This window comes from Flavobacterium sp. (assembly GCF_035292545.1).
GTDB lineage: Bacteria > Bacteroidota > Bacteroidia > Flavobacteriales > Flavobacteriaceae > Flavobacterium.
The window spans coordinates 16,507-35,963 of the sequence record NZ_DATDPV010000006.1 but is presented as its reverse complement, the minus strand read 5'-3'; the positions used below and the strand labels follow the sequence as shown (position 1 = coordinate 35,963).

16 protein-coding genes are annotated in these 19,457 nt (G+C 34.7%); 13 read left to right on the top strand and 3 right to left on the bottom strand.

What is annotated here, in order from left to right; all coding sequences use genetic code 11:
- The first annotated feature begins 25 nt into the window (after nt 1-25).
- Both VI621_RS01035 and VI621_RS01030 read left to right on the top strand, forming a co-directional pair.
- Nucleotides 26-439 (top strand): hypothetical protein, encoded by a 414-nt coding sequence (locus VI621_RS01035; protein WP_324216533.1) that lies wholly within the window; start codon nt 26-28, stop codon nt 437-439.
- A gap of 67 nt (nt 440-506) precedes the next feature.
- Entirely contained in the window at nt 507-965 is a 459-nt protein-coding gene (locus tag VI621_RS01030) for a sensor of ECF-type sigma factor (RefSeq protein WP_324216532.1), read from the top strand.
- Nucleotides 966-996: 31 nt separating this feature from the next.
- Here VI621_RS01030 and VI621_RS01025 read toward each other — a convergent pair whose 3' ends face one another.
- Nucleotides 997-1,995 (bottom strand): oxidoreductase, encoded by a 999-nt coding sequence (locus VI621_RS01025; RefSeq protein ID WP_324216531.1) that lies wholly within the window; start codon nt 1,993-1,995, stop codon nt 997-999.
- 187 nt (nt 1,996-2,182) lie between these two features.
- Between VI621_RS01025 and VI621_RS01020 the strand changes: the two genes are divergently transcribed.
- The 6 genes from VI621_RS01020 to VI621_RS00995 all read left to right on the top strand — a co-directional run bounded on the left by VI621_RS01020 (nt 2,183) and on the right by VI621_RS00995 (nt 12,430).
- Nucleotides 2,183-3,673 (top strand): hypothetical protein, encoded by a 1,491-nt coding sequence (locus VI621_RS01020; RefSeq protein WP_324216530.1) that lies wholly within the window; start codon nt 2,183-2,185, stop codon nt 3,671-3,673.
- A 157-nt stretch (nt 3,674-3,830) separates the two neighbouring features.
- Complete coding sequence (locus VI621_RS01015) at nt 3,831-5,798, top strand: KUP/HAK/KT family potassium transporter (protein WP_324216529.1); 1,968 nt, start codon at nt 3,831-3,833, stop codon at nt 5,796-5,798.
- Nucleotides 5,799-5,935: 137 nt separating this feature from the next.
- Nucleotides 5,936-7,897 (top strand): KUP/HAK/KT family potassium transporter, encoded by a 1,962-nt coding sequence (locus VI621_RS01010; RefSeq protein ID WP_324216528.1) that lies wholly within the window; start codon nt 5,936-5,938, stop codon nt 7,895-7,897.
- Between the two features lie 113 nt (nt 7,898-8,010).
- A complete protein-coding gene (locus VI621_RS01005; protein WP_324216527.1) occupies nt 8,011-9,225 on the top strand; it encodes an RsmB/NOP family class I SAM-dependent RNA methyltransferase in 1,215 nt (404 codons plus the stop codon).
- Between the two features lie 166 nt (nt 9,226-9,391).
- The gene (locus VI621_RS01000) at nt 9,392-11,020 is read left to right on the top strand and encodes an endonuclease (RefSeq protein ID WP_324216526.1); all 1,629 of its coding nucleotides are present in this window, start codon (nt 9,392-9,394) and stop codon (nt 11,018-11,020) included.
- Between the two features lie 312 nt (nt 11,021-11,332).
- Nucleotides 11,333-12,430, top strand: a complete 1,098-nt coding sequence (locus VI621_RS00995; protein ID WP_324216525.1) for an endonuclease — start codon at nt 11,333-11,335, stop codon at nt 12,428-12,430.
- A 159-nt stretch (nt 12,431-12,589) separates the two neighbouring features.
- Here VI621_RS00995 and rho read toward each other — a convergent pair whose 3' ends face one another.
- A complete protein-coding gene (gene rho, locus VI621_RS00990; protein ID WP_324216524.1) occupies nt 12,590-14,359 on the bottom strand; it encodes a transcription termination factor Rho in 1,770 nt (589 codons plus the stop codon).
- Between the two features lie 176 nt (nt 14,360-14,535).
- On the opposite strand from rho, the gene VI621_RS00985 reads away from it, so the two are divergent.
- The 4 genes from VI621_RS00985 to VI621_RS00970 all read left to right on the top strand — a co-directional run bounded on the left by VI621_RS00985 (nt 14,536) and on the right by VI621_RS00970 (nt 17,939).
- The gene (locus VI621_RS00985; protein WP_324216523.1) at nt 14,536-14,949 is read left to right on the top strand and encodes a DUF4293 domain-containing protein; all 414 of its coding nucleotides are present in this window, start codon (nt 14,536-14,538) and stop codon (nt 14,947-14,949) included.
- Between the two features lie 161 nt (nt 14,950-15,110).
- Nucleotides 15,111-15,773: a response regulator transcription factor gene (locus VI621_RS00980; RefSeq protein ID WP_324216522.1), complete on the top strand. Its 663-nt coding sequence runs from the start codon at nt 15,111-15,113 to the stop codon at nt 15,771-15,773.
- 10 nt (nt 15,774-15,783) lie between these two features.
- Nucleotides 15,784-16,095: a hypothetical protein gene (locus tag VI621_RS00975; protein ID WP_324216521.1), complete on the top strand. Its 312-nt coding sequence runs from the start codon at nt 15,784-15,786 to the stop codon at nt 16,093-16,095.
- 65 nt (nt 16,096-16,160) lie between these two features.
- Nucleotides 16,161-17,939, top strand: coding sequence for an ATP-binding protein (locus tag VI621_RS00970; protein ID WP_324216520.1), 1,779 nt, complete (start codon nt 16,161-16,163; stop codon nt 17,937-17,939).
- Here the strand turns inward: VI621_RS00970 and VI621_RS00965 are convergent.
- Nucleotides 17,936-18,433, bottom strand: coding sequence for a metallophosphoesterase family protein (locus VI621_RS00965; protein ID WP_324216519.1), 498 nt, complete (start codon nt 18,431-18,433; stop codon nt 17,936-17,938). The two genes, VI621_RS00970 and VI621_RS00965, sit on opposite strands and share 4 nt — an antisense overlap.
- Nucleotides 18,434-18,639: 206 nt before the next feature.
- Between VI621_RS00965 and truA the strand changes: the two genes are divergently transcribed.
- Nucleotides 18,640-19,380, top strand: a complete 741-nt coding sequence (gene truA, locus VI621_RS00960) for a tRNA pseudouridine(38-40) synthase TruA (RefSeq protein WP_324216518.1) — start codon at nt 18,640-18,642, stop codon at nt 19,378-19,380.
- Nucleotides 19,381-19,457: the final 77 nt, after the last annotated feature.

Here is a 19,457-nt window from a genome sequence, read left to right as displayed (position 1 = left end):
TTAAATATAAACTTGTCTTATAGCTATGAATGATTTTAGATTAGATAGTGAGCCCAAAATTAAATCAGGATTTCAAACGCCTGAGCATTACTTCGAAAAATTTTCGGAAAAAGTAATGAAAGAAATTCCTGCGCAGGAACCAAAGGTAATTTCTATTTTCCAAAAAAGAAAAAATTGGATTCTGGTCGCAGCTGCGGTTTTAATTCTGGCCTTGTTTGTTCCTGTTTACAACAGACTTTCGACAAAGACTACAGAACTTGACGAAGTTACTTTAGAAAATTATATCGCCGATCAGTCAAATATCAATCAATATGATTTGGTAAGTTTATTGGAAGCCGAAGACATAGAAAAAATGAAAGTAGAAAGTAATCTCGAAGATGAAACCTTAGAAGACATTCTTTCAACAAACAGAAATTTAGAAAATTTCATAACCGAATAATTCATATCATTAAAATATAAACACCAGATTTATTGCAATTTAAATTTAAAAAATAAAAAACAGCACAATGAAATTAAAAAATATACTTCCGCTACTTCTCATACTCGTTTCCTTTAGTTTTTATGCTCAAGGAGGAAGAATGAGAGAGAAAAAAGAACAGGTAAAAACTTTAAAAATAGCTTTCCTGACTAACGAATTGTCCTTATCAGCAGATGAAGCTGAGAAATTCTGGCCGGTTTACAATGCTTTTGACGACAAACAATTTGAATTAAGACATCAAAAAATGAGAGCCTATATGAACCGGATGAATGACGGTTCACTCGATAAAATGTCCGAGAAAGAAGCAGCTGCCTTTTTAGCTCAAATAGAAAATACAGAAGATGAAATATACCAACTGCGTAAAAAATTCATCTCGAATCTAAAAGGAATTATTAGCCCGGTAAAAATTATAAAGCTAAAAAAAGCCGAAGAGGATTTTAATAGAAAATTATTGAAACAGTATCGTGATAAACAGCCAAGAAGATAAAAACGTAAATAATGAGAGCCAATGGCTCTCATTATTTTTTGAAATTAATTCGAATCATTTTATTTCTTCCCCCTGCAAATGCGGTGCTGTCATTTTGAAATCGGATGGTATACAAATCTTTATCATCCATTATTTTTGTCCATGTTCCCCCTTGGTTAAAAGAATAAAACACGCCTGAAGTCCCAACTGCAACCAACTCGTTTTTGTTAGTGCTGAATTGCACACACGATGCATAACCAAAAGCTTCGTTTACGCCAGTTAATTTCCAGGTTTTTCCACCATCGAAAGTGATGGCTTTATTGGCTGAGTTGTCTGCTTGTTTTTCATAGTTCCCTCCTACTGCGAATCCTAGGTTTTCATTATAGAAATCGGCTGAAAAAATCCCAGTCATGGCTTGTCCCTGAACAATTGGTGTATCATAAACATTCCAGGAAAGTCCTTTGTCTTCGCTCACAAAAAACCTTGATTTTTTTCCGCCCGAAACAATAAACGTTTTGGACCCTTTGATGATAACATTCGAATTACTGGCCGCAAAAAATGCTTCGCCATCCGCAAGTTTAGGAAGATTATCGCAAGTTGTTTTCTTCCATGAATTCCCGCCGTCACGCGTAATAATTATAGAAAAACAATCTTCTGTTGGATCACCAATTGCTATTCCTTCTTTATCATTCCAAAATTGCATGCTATCATAAAACACTTTTTCTCCTTTTTCCTGATAAACTACTTTAGTTGTCAAATCTTTTTTGCTGATTTTATACAGTACTGCAGGATTTGCCACACTTAATACAAAAACAGCTTCGGAAGTTTGAGCGATGCTTCGGAACTCCAGTTTCAAAGTATCTTTGGTTATTTTTCTTTCGGATTTATTTTTGGTATTCAAATCATAAAATCCAAATCTATTTTTATCGGCCGCATACCAAACTTTATTTTTATCAACTACTATGGCTCTTATACTTATTTTGTCCTTAAAAAGCGTGTCTACAATTACAGAAGTATAAGGTTTTGATGGTTGTTTCCGGGTTTCGTACATTTTTGATTTACAGGAAAATATCAAAATTAAGAGCAAAAAAACAACATTTTTAAATTTCATCGTTTACAATTTATTGAAGCTAAATTACGACTAATATTATGGATTTTAAACAATGCTTTTATAAATAAAAATATTGGCACAGTAATTGGATATTAAAAAAAAGTTAAGAAACAAAATCCTTTAAATTATGAAAACGAAAATATTTACCCTTGCCCTTTTTGCTTCCCTCTTTGCAAATCAGACTTTTGCACAAGACAGGACTACTGTAAATGCTACAAGTTCTGAGGTTAGTGATAATTTAGATTTGAGAGCGGTTGCTTCTATTTTTGGAGATTCCGAAAATCTGAGCGATTTTGAAAGACGATTGAATGATCCAAAACTTCAAATTTCGAATTTAGATTTAAATAATGATAACGAAGTTGATTATTTGCGGGTTATCGAATCGGTCGAAGGAAGAACTCATTTAATCATTGTCCAAGCAGTCTTGGAAAGAGATGTATTTCAGGATGTTGCGACCGTTGAAGTAGAAAGAGATCGCAACAATAACGTTCAGGTACAAGTAGTTGGTGATGTCTATATGTATGGCCACAATTATATTTACGAGCCTGTTTATGTGCATACTCCTGTAATTTATACTTCATTTTGGGTCAATAATTATCATCCCTATTATTCTTCATGGTATTGGGGTTACTACCCAACCTATTATTATGCCTGGAATCCTTACCCGGTTTTCAGATATAGAAATAACATCAACATTAATATTAATATAAATAATTATTACAATTATGTGAATGTTAGAAGAAGCCGTGCCGCAGTTGCCATGCACCAGACGAGACGTTCAGATGGTTATGAAAGACAACATCCTAATCGTTCTTTTTCTCAAAGAAACAGTGTTAGCAATCGACATGAATTAGACCAAACAAGGACTACCAGAAATGTAGGTGGACGAAATGCAATTGCTCAAAATCAAACCCGAGGAAACAGAGGTGAAATGTCAACTCCAAGAGGAAACACAAGAAACGAAACTGCTGCTCCAAGAGGAAACAGAGGCGAAATGTCAACTCCAAGAGGAAACACGAGAAATGAAACTGCTGCTCCAAGAGGAAACAGAGGTGAAATGTCAACTCCAAGAGGAAACACAAGAAATGAAACTGCTGCTCCAAGAGGAAACAGAGGTGAAATGTCAACTCCAAGAGGTAACACGAGAAATGAAACTGCTGCTCCAAGAGGAAATAGAAGCGAAACATCTACACCAAGAGGAAACACCAGAAATGAAACTGCTGCTCCAAGAGGTAATACAAGAAGTGAAACTTCAACACAGAGAGGAAACTCAAGAAGTGAAGTTTATACTCAAAGAGGAAACACAGGACAAGCGTCTGCTCCAAGAGGAAACTCAAGAAGTGAAGTCTATACTCAAAGAGGAAACACAGAACAAGCGTCTACGCCAAGAGGGAACACGAGAAATGAAACTTCAACCCAGAGAGGTAACACACGAAGCGAAGTCTATGCTCAAAGAGGAAACACAGGACAAGCGTCTGCACCAAGAGGAAACACAAGAAGTGAAGCTTCCCCACAAAGAGGAAACAGAGCAGAATCGTCTTCACCAAGAGGAAATTCTCAACAAAGAAGCGAATCTCCAAGAGAGAATAATCAATCCAGAGGTTCAGGTAGAGGTTAATATCCATTATATATATTTTAAAAAACACTGTTTAATAGACAGTGTTTTTTTTTGTTTTATACTTAAAAAAAAACTTTTATTCATTAAAAAAAAATAACACATTTGCTAATAATCTGTTTTATAATGATAAATTTGTCATCTTTTTTAAGAAACTTTTATGAAAACGCAACATCAAGATATTCACAGTAAATTATCATTAGGCGGTTTGCTATTAACTTTAGGGATAATTTACGGTGACATTGGAACTTCTCCTTTGTATGTAATGAAAGCCATAATTGGAGAAAATACAATTAATCAGGAACTGATATTAGGAGGATTGTCTTGCATTCTTTGGACTTTAACATTGCAAACCACTTTAAAATATGTGATCATTGTCTTAAATGCAGACAATCATGGTGAGGGTGGAATTTTTTCTTTATATTCTTTAGTTAAAAGAACAAAAATTCAATGGCTGATTGTTCCGGCGATTATCGGTGGTAGTTTATTATTGGCCGAAGGAATTATAACACCGCCCATTTCTGTATCATCCGCGGTAGAAGGATTACTTATTTTCAAACCAGACATCCCTACCATTCCTATTGTAATTGCAATTTTGTTTGTTCTTTTTTCCATTCAGCAATTTGGTGCTAAGATTGTCGGTAAATTCTTTGCGCCTACTATGCTTGTTTGGTTTTCTATGCTTGGAATATTAGGAATACTTCAAATTACTAAAAACTTTGAGGTTTTAAAAGCCATTAATCCATACTATGCCTACAAATTATTGACATCAGACGTTTCTGGTCACGGATTCCTTATTTTAGGAGCTGTCTTTCTTTGTACTACCGGAGCAGAAGCTTTGTACTCTGACATGGGTCATTGCGGCAGAAAAAACATTAGAGTAAGCTGGATTTTTGTTAAAACAACTTTGATTTTAAATTATTTTGGACAAGGAGCCTTTTTATTATTACACAATGGAAAATCATTGGCCCAACTAAATGAACATAATCCTAATCCGTTTTATCTAATCATGGCCGACTGGTTCCAGCCAATAGGAATCGTTGTAGCCACACTTGCAGCTATTATAGCATCCCAAGCCTTAATTAGTGGTTCCTTTACTTTAATAAATGAAGCCATGCGATTGAATTTTTGGCCAAAAGTCAGAATTAATTATCCTACAGATGTAAAAGGACAATTGTATATCCCATCCATAAATTGGCTGCTGTTTTTAGGTTGTGTTGGAATAATTTTATATTTCAAGGAATCCAAAGAGATGGAACATGCTTATGGTTTATCAATAATTTTAGGAATGATGATGACCACCACGTTATTAAATTTCTATTTAGTAATGAAAAGAGTAAAATGGTATTTTATAGCACCTCTGATTACGCTTTATGTAACAATTGAATTTAGTTTCTTAGCTGCCAATATCACTAAGTTTTATGATGGCGGTTATGTTACTATGTTTATTGCTTTTATGTTAATCGGCGTAATGTCAACCTGGTTCCTGGCTAAGAAAATTAGCAAAAGTTACACTAAAATGGTCAAAATTAACGACTATAAAAAAGTTCTTGCCGAGTTGAGTGTGGATTTATCCATTCCTAAATATGCAACACACTTGGTATATATGACTAATTCTACCCGTAGCGATGAAATAGAAGAAAAAGTGATGTATTCCATCTTGCAAAAAAGACCGAAACGTGCCGATTTATATTGGTTTATTCACGTTAATATTTTAAGTGAGCCTTATAAAAAAGAATATAAAGTAAACGAAATTATTAAAGATGATATTTATAGAATTGATTTTTATCTTGGTTTTAGAGAAGCCACAAAAATCAATCTGATGTTCAAAGAAGTAATTAAAGATATGGTGAAAAATGGCGAAGTAGATATTACCAGCCGTTATGAATCGTTAAGTAAGAATCATATTATAGGTGATTTTAAATTTGTTTTATCTGAAAAATTCCTATCCAATGATAGTGACTTAACTTTCTTTGAAAAAATTGTAATGAACACTTATTTCACAATGAAGAAATTCAGTTTATCCGAAGAAAAAGGATTTGGTTTGGATAGCAGTTCCGTAAAAATTGAAAAATTCCCAATGGTATTACATGCTCCGGAGAAAATATCACTAACCAGAATTCACTAATTATAAAAGCACTGTTTATGGACAGTGCTTTTTTTTATGCTTAAAAATAAATAATCAACCTTCATAATAAAAGTGAATCAATTATCAATAAACTGATTTTATAATTATAAATTTGCACACTTTTTAAGAATCGTATAATGAATGCACAACATAACAGTCTACACAATAAATTAACTTTTGGGGGATTATTAATTACTTTAGGTATCATTTACGGTGACATTGGAACTTCTCCATTATATGTAATGAAAGCCATTATCGGTCTTCATACAATAGATGCCGACATCGTTTTAGGAGGTGTTTCCTGTGTTTTCTGGACATTAACATTACAGACTACCATAAAATATGTTTTGATTACACTAAGCGCTGACAATAATGGCGAGGGTGGAATTTTCGCATTATATGCTTTAGTCAAACGAACCAAGGTAAAATGGCTTATCATTCCTGCAATTATTGGCGGAAGTGCGTTACTTGCCGATGGAATCATTACACCACCCATTTCTGTTGCATCTGCTGTAGAAGGAATTCGAACTTTTTATCCCAATATCAATACTGTTCCTATCGTTATTGGAATTTTGTTTGCCCTCTTTACCATACAACAATTTGGAACCAAGTTAGTGGGTAAATTTTTTGCGCCAATGATGCTGATTTGGTTTGGAATGTTGGGTGTTCTGGGACTTCTTCAAATGTTAGATCACATGGAAGTACTCAAAGCGCTAAACCCTTATTACGCCTATCATTTATTGACTATTCACCCAGAAGGAATTTATGTTCTTGGAGCTGTTTTTCTTTGTACTACAGGAGCTGAAGCTTTGTATTCCGATATGGGTCATTGCGGAAGAAAAAACATCAGAATCAGTTGGATTTTTGTAAAAACTACTTTGGTTTTAAATTATTTCGGACAAGCCGCTTATTTAATTCAACATGAAGGACAAACATTAAAAACTTTAGGCGGTTCACACGGAAATCCATTCTATTTAATCATGGCCGACTGGTTTCTGCCAATAGGAATTATCATAGCAACACTTGCGGCTGTAATTGCTTCTCAAGCCTTGATTAGCGGTTCATTTACATTGATAAACGAAGCCATGAGATTGAATTTTTGGCCAAAAGTAAAAATTAAATACCCAACAGAATTAAAAGGACAATTGTATATCCCGTCCATCAACTGGTTACTTTTTGCAGGCTGTGTAATGATTGTTTTGCATTTTGAAGAATCCAGCAATATGGAAGCCGCATACGGTTTAGCCATCGTATTATGTATGATTATGACTACCTTACTCCTTACCTATTTTATGGTTATAAAAAGGGTTTCCTGGTACATCATTTCACCGTTAATCTTAATTTATTTAGTAATTGAGTTTAGCTTTTTATTTGCTAATCTTAAGAAATTTTCACATGGCGGTTATGTGACTTTATTTATTGCCGTGCTACTAATTGGCGTAATGACCACATGGCACATGGCTAAGAAAATTAGCAAAAATTATACTAAAATTGTAAAAATTGATAATTACAGAAAAGTATTAGCTGAATTATGTGTTGATTTATCCATCCCAAAATATGCAACCCACCTGGTTTATATGACTAATGCAAGCCGAGTGGATGAAATTGAAGAAAAAGTAATGTATTCCATCTTGCAAAAAAGACCAAAAAGAGCCGATATCTATTGGTTTGTCCATGTGAATATTTTAAGCGAGCCTTATAAAACAGAATATAAAGTTACCGAAATCATCAAAGACGATTTATTTAGAGTAGATTTTAATTTAGGATTCAGAGAACCTACAAAAATCAACCTGATGTTCAAAGAAGTATTAAGAGACATGGTGAAAAATGGCGAGGTTGATGTAACAAGTCGTTATGAATCTTTGAATAAAAACAATATCATTGGTGATTTCAAATTTGTTTTGTCCGAAAAATTCTTATCTAACGACAGTGATTTACTTTGGCATGAAAAAATTATTATGAACACCTACTTCTTAATTAAGAAATTCAGTTTGTCCGAAGAAAAAGCATTTGGATTGGATAGCAGTTCCGTAAAAATTGAAAAATTCCCAATGGTATTGCATGCTCCTGAGAAAATAGTTTTGAATAGAATTAAATAATTTTAAAAAACACTGTCACAAGCAGTGTTTTTTTTTATATACTAAAAAGCACGTTTATCATTTATTATAAACATTCATCATTAAATAGTACCTTTGCACCTCAATTACAAAAAATGAGATTACACAGAAATTTAGTTTATACGACAATCGATTCTTTGAATGCGATTTTCAATGAAGGAGAATATGCCGATAAAGTGGTTGCAAGAGCTTTAAAAAAAGACAAACGTTGGGGAAGTTCCGACCGTAAATTTGTTGCCGAAACCATCTACGAAATCGTTAGGTGGAAACGATTATATGCAGAAATTGCCGAAGTAAAAGAACCATTTGACAGAGATAATATTTGGAGAATGTTTTCCGTATGGGCCGTTTTAAGAGGCTATCCAATTCCAGATTGGAGACAATTGGAAGGAACTCCGGAACGAAAAATAAAAGGGCGTTTTGATGAACTTTCAAAAGTGAGAGCCCTAAAAGAATCTATCCCCGACTGGATGGATGAATTGGGTGTAAAAGAATTGGGCGAAAAAGTTTGGGCAACCGAAATCGCAGCTCAAAACCAACCTGCAAAAGTTATTCTTCGGGTAAATACCTTAAAAACGACCAAAGAGAAACTGCATGCCATATTAATGGATTTGAACATTGAAACGGAGTTTCTGAAAAATCAACCTGATGCTTTGGTGTTGAAAGAAAGAGCCAATGTTTTCATGACTGATGCGTTCAAAGCCGGTTTCTTTGAAGTACAAGATGCCAATTCACAACTTGTAGCCGCTTTTCTAGATGTAAAACCAGGAATGCGTGTGGTAGACACTTGTGCCGGTGCCGGTGGAAAAACATTGCATATTGCTGCCCTGATGGAAAACAAAGGACAATTGATTGCGATGGATTTGTATGAAAGCAAATTGAAACAACTGAAATTAAGAGCCAAAAGAGATGGCGCTTTCAATATAGAATACCGTATTATTGATTCTACAAAAGTCATAAAAAAACTACACGAAAAAGCAGATCGAGTTTTGATTGACGCACCTTGCAGTGGTTTAGGAGTTTTGAAAAGAAATCCTGATGCGAAATGGAAATTACAACCCGAATTTATTGACAACATACGTAAAGTGCAAGCCGAAGTTTTAGAAAATTATTCCAAAATTGTAAAACCAGGCGGAAAACTAGTTTATGCAACCTGTTCAATCTTACCATCTGAAAATCAGGAACAAGTTAAGCATTTCTTAACTACTGATATTGGGAAAAGTTTTACATTCATAAAAGATTCTAAAATTCTGGCTTCAGAATCTGGCTTTGATGGATTTTATATGGCTTTACTGGAACGCAAAGAATAAATTCTGCTTTTAGCAACAAGAATTAACGCTCTAAATTACATTTAGAGCGTTTTTTTATTTAAAAAATTATCAAATAGCAATAAAAATAGCCAAAAATAATTTTTTGTTACAAAATATAACTTAGATTTGTTTCCCCCCAAAATTTTAAATTATAATTAATACCAGAATGAAAAAAACCTACTCTCTATTAGCATTGCTTTATTTTACTATAAGCTTTGCTCAAATTCCCGCTGGTTATTATAGCACTGCTACAGGCACAGGTTATACTTTAAAAACACAGCTGTACAATATCATAAAAGGACACACGGACAATGGTTATGCCGGACTTTGGACTACTTATGCGACATCCGACAGAGACAATCAGTATGAGAATGACAATACCATTATAGATATTTATTCTGAAAATCCTACCGGAACCGATCCGTATACCTATCTCCTAACCACTAATCAATGTGGATCTTATAGTGCGGAAGGCAGTTGTTATAACAGGGAACATATTATACCACAATCATGTTTCGGTGCAGTTGCACCAATGGTTTCAGATTCCCATTTTATTACTCCAACAGATGGAAAGGTAAATGGCCAAAGAAGTAATTTTCCTCATGGAATGGTTACTACACCAACTTGGACTTCTCTAAATGGAGGTAAACTTGGACCAAATTCAAATACCGGATATGCATCGGGGTACACCGCAACCGTTTTTGAACCTATTAACGAATTTAAGGGTGACATTGCAAGAATGTATTTTTATTTTGCAACCCGTTATGAAAATACCATTTCAGGCTATTCTTATCCTATGTTTAATGGCACAAGTAATCAAGTATTTACACCTACATTCCTGGCTATTCTTTTGGCATGGGACGCCCAAGATCCGGTAAGCGCAAGAGAAATTGCTCGTAATAATGCTATTTATGCCCGTCAAAACAACAGAAACCCATATATTGACCATCCGGAATACGTTCAAAGAGTTTGGAATCCTTCAACTGATGTCACAGCTCCTACAGCGCCAACAAGTTTAGCTGTAACCGGAACAACAACTACTTCCGTTTCTTTAAGTTGGACTGCCTCAAGCGATGCCGTTGGTGTAACAGCTTATGATGTTTATATGGATGGAATTTTAAAAACTACCGTAACCGGAGTAACTGCTGCAATACCAGGACTTACCCCTTCGACAACATATGCTTTTTATGTAATTGCCAAAGATGCTGCATTAAATTCTTCTGTAGCCAGCAACACCGTAAATGGAACAACAGCCGCTGATAGTACAGCTCCAACTGCTCCAACAGTTTTAACCGTTACCGGAACAACATCAACTACGGTTTCTTTAAGTTGGGTAGCTGCTACCGATGCAGGTGGCGTTACAGGTTATGATATTTATGTCAACGGTATTTTAGCGACTTCTGTAACAGGACTAAACGCAGTAATTACAGGATTAACACCTTCAACAGCCTACTCTTTTTATGTAATTGCCAAAGATGCCACGCCTAATTATTCTCCTGCAAGTAATACCGTAAATAGTACAACCTCGGCTCCAGCGGCTGATACCACTGTGCCTGCAGCTCCAATAAATTTAAAAATTACAGGTGTAACGGGAAATTCAGTTTCACTGAGTTGGGATGCTTCTACAGATAATATTGGAGTAACCCAATATGATGTCTATATGGACAGCGGATATGAAACTACCGTAACAGGTTTAACGGCAACAATTACTGGAGTAACATTTTCAGGTACATTATCTTTTAATATAATTGCCAAAGATGCCGCCGGAAATTCTTCTCCGTGGGTATGCCACTAAAATTTAATCGACATTAGACCCTGATTATCAGAAACATATTAAGCATTTCTTACCTTCTGAAATTGGAAAAAGTGCTACCTTTGCAAAAGATTCTAAATTCTGTCTTCCGAGTAAGGAATTGATTGTTTTATATGACTTTATCAGAGCAAAAAAATAAGTAATCTTTTTAAATTAATTATAACTAACGCTCTAAATTAAAATTTGATAAAAGATGCCCAATAAAACAATGAAAAATAATTTTTGTAACAGAATATAACTTAGATTTGTCGCCCCAAACTTTTTAAGTACGGTTAATTATTAAACAATACCACAATGAAAAAAATCTACACTTTATTAGCATTACTTGTCTTTACTTTAAGTTTTGCACAACCGCCGGCGGGTTATTACAATACAGCAACCGGAACAGGTTATACATTAAAAACACAACTATATAACATCATTAATGGGCATACAGATAGAGGTTACTCTGGCTTATATGTAACCTACACTACATCGGACGTTGATAATTATTATGAAAATAATGGGACAATGCTTGATATGTACACCGAAAATCCAACTGGTACGGAATGTGAATTTACTTATGGTATTAATCAAGATGATGGGACAAGTGGAACAGCAGAATGCCAAAAATACAATAGAGAGCATTTAATTCCACAATCTGTATTTAGTTCTGCAACACCAATGTATTCCGATGCTCATTTTGTGGTTCCTTCGGATAAATATGTGAATGGTCAAAGAGGTAATTTCCCTTTTGGGAGAGTCAATACTGGTGTTAGTTTCTCAACCTATTCAAATGGTTCCAAACGTGGCTCTAACTTAAATTCCGGATATTCCGCTGGATATTCCGGTACAATTTTCGAACCAATCAACGAATTCAAAGGTGATATTGCAAGGATGCTTTTGTATTTTGCCACTAGATATGAAAATACGGTTGCTGGATATCCTTACGATATGTTTAACAATACCACTAATCAGGTTTTTACCTCTACCGCAATAAATATTCTTTTAACTTGGAACAATCAGGATCCGGTGAGTCAAAGAGAAATTGATAGAAATAATGCAGTATATGCAAGACAAAACAACCGAAATCCTTTTATTGATAATACGGGTCCAACTGGATATGCAATGCAAATTTGGGGAAGTTTATTAAGTACTGAAACGTTTGATCTTTTAGCTAATAACATTTCCATTTATCCTAATCCAACAAACGACCACAGAATAAACATTGAAAGCGAAACCGTTCTGGACGAAATTCAATTAATCAACATTAACGGTCAATTGATGCAGCAAATCAAAAAACCGGTTTCTCAAAATAACACTTATACTTTAGAGAATTTACCACAAGGATTTTACTTCTTGAAATTGACTTCTGAGAATCAGACGGTGACTAAAAAACTAATTGTGAACTAATTCCTTTAGAACATTTAAAAAGCCTTTTTGTGAAAACAGAAAGGCTTTTTCATTTTGTGTAGATTCAAATGAATATCAAGTAAATTTATATATCAGACTATATTAATAAAAACAAAAAAATCCCAATTACGGGATTTTTTTTATATCAAACTGAAAAATTTAATCATTCATAGAGATCAAAAACTCGTCGTTATTTCTGGTTTTCTTAATTTTATCATTAATGGTATCCATTGCTTCAACCGGGTTCATGTCGGCAAGATATTTTCTCAAAATCCACATACGTTGCAATGTTTTTTCATCTAATAACAAATCATCGCGTCTTGTGCTTGATGAAGTCAGATCAATCGCTGGGAATATTCTTCTGTTGGCAATTTTTCTATCCAATTGCAATTCCATATTTCCAGTTCCTTTGAATTCCTCAAAAATCACCTCGTCCATTTTAGAACCGGTTTCTGTTAATGCTGTGGCAATAATACTCAATGAACCGCCATTTTCAACATTTCTGGCTGCTCCGAAGAAACGCTTTGGTTTTTGCAGTGCATTCGCATCCACACCACCACTCAATACTTTTCCTGATGCTGGTTGCACTGTATTGTAAGCTCTCGCCAAACGGGTAATGGAATCCAAAAGTATCACTACATCGTGACCACATTCTACCAGACGTTTTGCTTTTTCGAGAACAATATTTGCAATTTTCACGTGTTCTTGTGGTTCTCTGTCAAAAGTCGAAGCAATTACTTCTCCCCTAACGCTGCGTTGCATATCGGTAACCTCTTCCGGGCGTTCGTCTATCAAAAGGACAATTAGGTATACTTCGGGATGATTGGCCGCAATGGCGTTGGCAATGTCTTTTAATAACATTGTTTTACCGGTTTTGGGTTGCGCCACAATCATTCCACGTTGTCCTTTTCCTATAGGAGAAAACAAATCAATAATTCGGGTAGAAATGGAACTTCCCTTTTCTGCCAATTTAAATTTTTCAGATGGAAAAACGGGGGTTAAATGCTCGAATGAAACCCTATCGCGAACCACTTGCGGATCGTGTCCGTTTATTTTTAAAACTCTTACTAATGGGAAAAATTTCTCGCCTTCCTTTGGAGGACGCACCACCCCTTTTACAGTATCTCCGGTTTTTAAACCAAACAATCTGATTTGTGAAGTTGATAAATAAATATCATCCGGTGAAGCCAAATAATTATAATCCGACGAACGCAGGAAACCATAACCATCAGGCATCATTTCCAGAACACCTTCGCTTTCTATTATTCCGTCGAATTCAAAATCAGAATCCCTGAAATTACTTTTTTTGGCTTTAAAGTTTGGATTTTGATTCCCGTTCTGATTCCCGTTTTGATTTGGATTCTGATTCGGGTTTTGTTTTTGATTTGGGTTGGGTTTTTGGTTTGGATTTTGTGGTTTTGGAACAATTTGTTCTTCAGAAACCGCATTTTCAACCTTTGTATCTGTTGCTTCTGTTGCATTTTCTTGCGGATTGTTTTCGGCAACCTCTTTTACATTAGCAACTTTCTTGTCGTAATCTGATTTTTTGAATTTTATCAGTTTTCGTTCTTTATTGACTGGTGCTTCTGCATTTACAGGAGCTATTTCTTCCTTTACTTCAACCGTTGGTTTTTCTTCAACTGCGATTTTCTCTTCTTCTTCGTTTTCTGAAAACAATTGATTCTCTTGCTTTTTCTGAATAACTGGTTTTTTATCAGAAAGCATTCGAGCCCTTTTCGGTTTGTCTTCCGCTGGAATACTCGTTGCCGCTACATTAGAATTCGCTTCAGGATTTGCTGCCTGAAAATCTAATATCTGGTAGATTAGCGCTTCTTTTTTAACACCATTAAATTTTATGGTTTTAGTTGCTTTAGCAATTTCTTGAAGCTCGGTTAGCTTCATTTCTTTTAATACAGAAATATCAAACATGAATGTTATTTGAATTTAATTGGAAAATAATAAATGGGGTAGTGTATTTTTTTACCTTGAACTGCCCGAAGAATGAAGTACTTACGGGTTTGTTATGCAATAATACAAATAAAAATCTATTATTCAATAGTATTTATTAAAAAGAAAATATATTTTTGTGAAAGAAAACACACGTAATGATTCAGAGAATACAAACTATTTATTTAATTCTTGCCTTATTGGTAACAGGAGTTTTGCCTTATTTATTCCCTTTGTGGACAATGAGTGACGGATCTGAAATCTATTTTATGGCCAATATGCTTTACACCGTATTATTCGGGCTGAGCACTACGCTATCCTTACTTTGCATCTTATTTTACAAAAAAAGACAAAATCAATTTGTGATGAACAGATTGAATATATTATTGAATTTAATTTTATTAGGATTATTTGTATACTATTCACTAAATCTATCTGGAGAAACTGTTATGGTTTCTGAGAAAGGTATTGGGATGTTTCTACCGATTGTTGCTATCGTTTTGTTGGTTTTGGCCAATAAAGCCATCAAGAAGGATGAAGATCTCGTAAAATCTGTGGATCGTTTGAGATAAACCTATAAACTTAGTTTATTAGTGCGAAGAGAAACCTGAACTGAAAAGTTCGGGTTTTTTTTGTTCCCTATCCCTAAATTTAGGGATAAGAAAAAATCCCTAAATTTAGGGATGCGAATATTCAAAATTTATGTTAAATTTGAGAAAACTAATTTTACAAAGTGACTACAAAAATAAAAATATATCTGGCCGATGATCATCAGGTTCTTATAGATGGTATGAAAGCCGTATTGAATACCAATCCAAATTTTGAAGTCGTTGGGTTTTCTCTCAATGGAATGAACCTCACCGAAAATGTTATTCAAAGCGGAGCCGATATCCTTATCATGGACATCAATATGCCCGAAAAAGACGGACTGGATGTGATGAAAGAATTATCAGGCAAAGAATTCCATTTCAAAGTGATTATTTTATCCAGTTATGATGAACTCAAACTCATCAAAGAAATCATGAATCTTGGTGCCAGCGGCTATTTAACCAAACAATGTGCCGGAGAGAACATCGTAGAAGCCATTCATGTGGTGTTTAGTGGCGAGGAATATTTTTGCCAGACCGTTCGAGAAAAAATATTCAACTCCTTTGCGAAAAAAAACCCAAAAGTAAATCCGATCGAATCCAATACCAATTCAGCAATAACTGATAGAGAACTGGAAATACTCAAACTCATTTCACTGGAATACAGCGGAAAAGAAATTAGCGAAGAACTATTCATCAGTACCCATACCGTAGAAAGCCATCGCAAGAATTTAATAAAAAAACTCAATGTAAAAAACACCATTGGTTTGGTGAAATATGCTGTAATTAATAATTTAATTAACCCTTAAACCATTAAATATGTCACAAGAATTACTAAGAAACTACGTAGTCCAAAAAGATCCAACCGTAGAATTTAAATTAACCTTCGAGATTCCCGCCAATTGCAATTACACCACTTCTGTTGATGATTTGGTTAATTTGGTTACCATTACGCTAAACCCGGGAGAAAAAGATCCTTCTCCAAGTTATTCCTCTTACGATTTAGATTACCGCATGATTAATAATCTGCTTACGATTCAATTTGAACAGCAGGATTTGACCGCAATTGAAAATTTAGTTTATGTAAAAAAACCAACAGTCATAATTGATAATAGTCTTTTATCAATTTAAAAAATATTTTTAAATCGTATTGAGTACATAAATATTGTTAAAAACTAAAAAAACGATTCCTGCTATTGAAATTTAAAAATACATATCTACTTTTATTCGTTTTTTTACTACTAAACAGTTTCTGTTTTGGGTTTTCTAAGCAAAACCCAAAAACAGACTCTATTGCATTTTATGCAGAAAAAAGACAATACGAAAAAGCATTAAACTATGCCAATACTAATTTGGCAATTAGTTTTAAGAACAAAAAATATCAAGACTATTTTGATATTATTACTGCAAAAGCCAACATTTATTTCAAACTCAAAGACAACGACAAAACCTTTCAAGTTTTGTTCGATGCCTTACATATTGCCGAAAAACAACAGCTGATTCATTACCGAATTGTAATTTTAAGGGAAATAGCTAAAAAATATTCCCTGTTAGTCAATATTGCAAAGACAAGGAAATACATCTCGATCGGCCGAAAATTAGCTATGGCTAATAAGGACGAATATTTAACACATGATTTTAATCAGCTTTCCTATAAAATCAATAATGATGAGGCAATCCCAAATCCCGATAGTTGTTTGTATTATTTGAAAAAATTAGAGAGATACAGCAGAAAACTTAATACTGCAAATCAATTATATTTAATCCAAAATAATTATTTTGCCTATTATACATTAATAAACAAACCTGATTTAGCGAAAAAGTATTTAGACAGTGCACTTATTTATGCAACAAAAAATAAACACAAGGAATACTTAGCAACAGTTTATTCAAACTTAGCTTATTATTATTTAATTGTGGAAAAAGATTACAAAAAAGGAGAGCAGGAATACCTGAAACAATTGCAATTATACCCTAATGATTCCACTTCTTCTGAAGTCCTTTCAACTTATTATAACATAACTTATGCTTATGAAAAATTAAACGATTACAAGAAAGCCAATATGTATCTTAATAAATATATTGATGGTACTTCAGCTAAATACAGTGAGAAAACAAATGCCGACATTAAAGACCTTGAGACTAAATATCGAATAGAAAGAGTAGAAAGCGAATATAAAACCAAACAACAACTGTTAGAAGCCAAACAGTCTAAAAACAAAAAAATGTTTTTCGTTTTTATTGCCTTACTTATTTTATGTGTAATCCTGTTTTACTTTTATTTTCAAAATACCAAACTGAAACAAAAAAACAAACTCCAGGACCTCGAAAGTCAGGTTCAGCAAAATATCATCAATGCCACCATAGACGGTCAGGAAAACGAACGGAAAAAAATAGCCAGTGTTTTGCATGATAACATCAGCGCCTTGTTATCCTCGGCGGGATTGCAACTCTCCGCTTTTGTTGCCACACACCAACCGCCATCCGAAGAAATCATCAAAACCAGAACCATTCTCAAAGAAGCGCATGACAAAGTACGAGACTTATCGCATGAGTTGCTTCCTACGCTTTTGGCAAAATTCGGGTTGTTTTATGCGCTTCAGGATTTGTGCGAGAAAAATTCCAATTCGTTAATTCAGTTCGAATATATAAGCAAAGTTCCCCAAAGAACCCATTTCCATGAAGATTACGAAATGAAAATCTATTTCATCATTACCGAGCTTTTAAACAATATTTTAAAACACAGCCAGGCCACAAAATCGATTGTAATGGTCGAAGTCATTTCGAATCGATTGCTCCTTACCATCGAGGACAACGGAATCGGTTTCGACGCCAAATCAAAATCACTGGACGGATTTGGATTAACACAAATTCGAGCCCGGATTGCGAGCATGAACGGAAATCTAAACATCAATTCGAAACCGGAAACTGGAACAATCATAACCATTAAAGTGCCTGTTCCGAATACGAATTAAACCCGTTTCTCGATTTCAATAATCTCCAAATCCTTGATTTTGTCGCCCTCAATCACAAACCTAAGCATCGTTCTCACATCGTGAAAACCGCTTTTTCCGGCAGCTCCGGGATTCATGTGCAGTAAATTGAGCTTTTTGTCAAACATCACTTTCAGGATATGCGAATGGCCGCAAATAAATAGTTTTGGCGGGTTTGCCGTAAGTTCCGCCCTGATATTCGGATTGTATTTCCCCGGATAACCTCCAATATGCGTAATCCATACGTCCACCCCTTCGCACATAAAACGGTTGTGCAACGGAAATTCCATCCGCGCCTTATCGTCATCAATATTGCCATAAACACAGCGCAAAGGCTTTAGTTTTTTCAACGTGTCCGTCACCTTCAAATCGCCAATATCGCCCGCATGCCAAACCTCATCGGCCTGATTTACATATTTCAAAATCGTATCATCCAGGTGACTGTGCGTATCGGAAAGCAATAATATTTTTTTCATTTTTCTAGGAGCTGTTTCCCGCTATCCGTTGCAATCTTTTTTATTTTTAAAGAAAAAATAAAAAAGGATTTCCACTGCTATCAGGGCTAGGATTTTGTGGTAAAAATAAACAATCCAATGCCAAATTCAAATTAACATTTTGTTACCTTTTCAAATAAAAAAAATCGTGCATTAATAAGTATCTTTGCAGCTTCAAAAGAATTCCCTTGAGATATTTTATAAAATTAGCATATAACGGAACCCATTATCACGGCTGGCAATACCAACCCAATGCTTCGTCTGTGCAGGAAACTTTGAACAAAGCATTTTCGATAATCTTGAATTCAGAAGTGAATCTCATGGGAGCCGGACGAACCGATACCGGTGTGCACGCCAAGGAAATGTTTGCCCATTTTGATTTTGAAACTCCGTTGGATGTTCCCAATTTAATACACAAACTCAACTCCTATTTGCCCAAAGACATCACCGTTTTTGATATTATTCCCGTTCATGAAGAAGCGCATACCCGTTTCGACGCTACCAAAAGAACCTACGAATACCATATCAATACGTTCAAAGATGTTTTTCAGCAGGACGGAAGCTGGTATTACCATCAGAAATTAGATATCGATTTGATGAATCAGGCTGCGAAAATATTATTAAATCATACTGATTTTCAATGTTTTTCGAAAGTCAATACCGATGTCAACACGTTTAATTGTAAAGTTACAGAAGCGCATTGGAGACAAGGAAACAGCCAACTTGTTTTTACCATTTCGGCCGACAGATTCCTGCGAAATATGGTCAGAGCCATTGTCGGGACTTTGGTCAATGTAGGTTTACATAAAATCAGCCTCGAAGAATTTGAAAATATAATAGCAAGCAAAGACCGTAATAAAGCCGGATTTTCAGTTCCCGCTCACGGTCTATATTTAACAAAAATTGATTATAACTATATACCCAAATAGCCCTGATAGCAGTGGAAATCCTTTTTATTTTTTCTTAAAAATAAAAAGATTGAAACGGATAGCAGGAAATAGCTCCA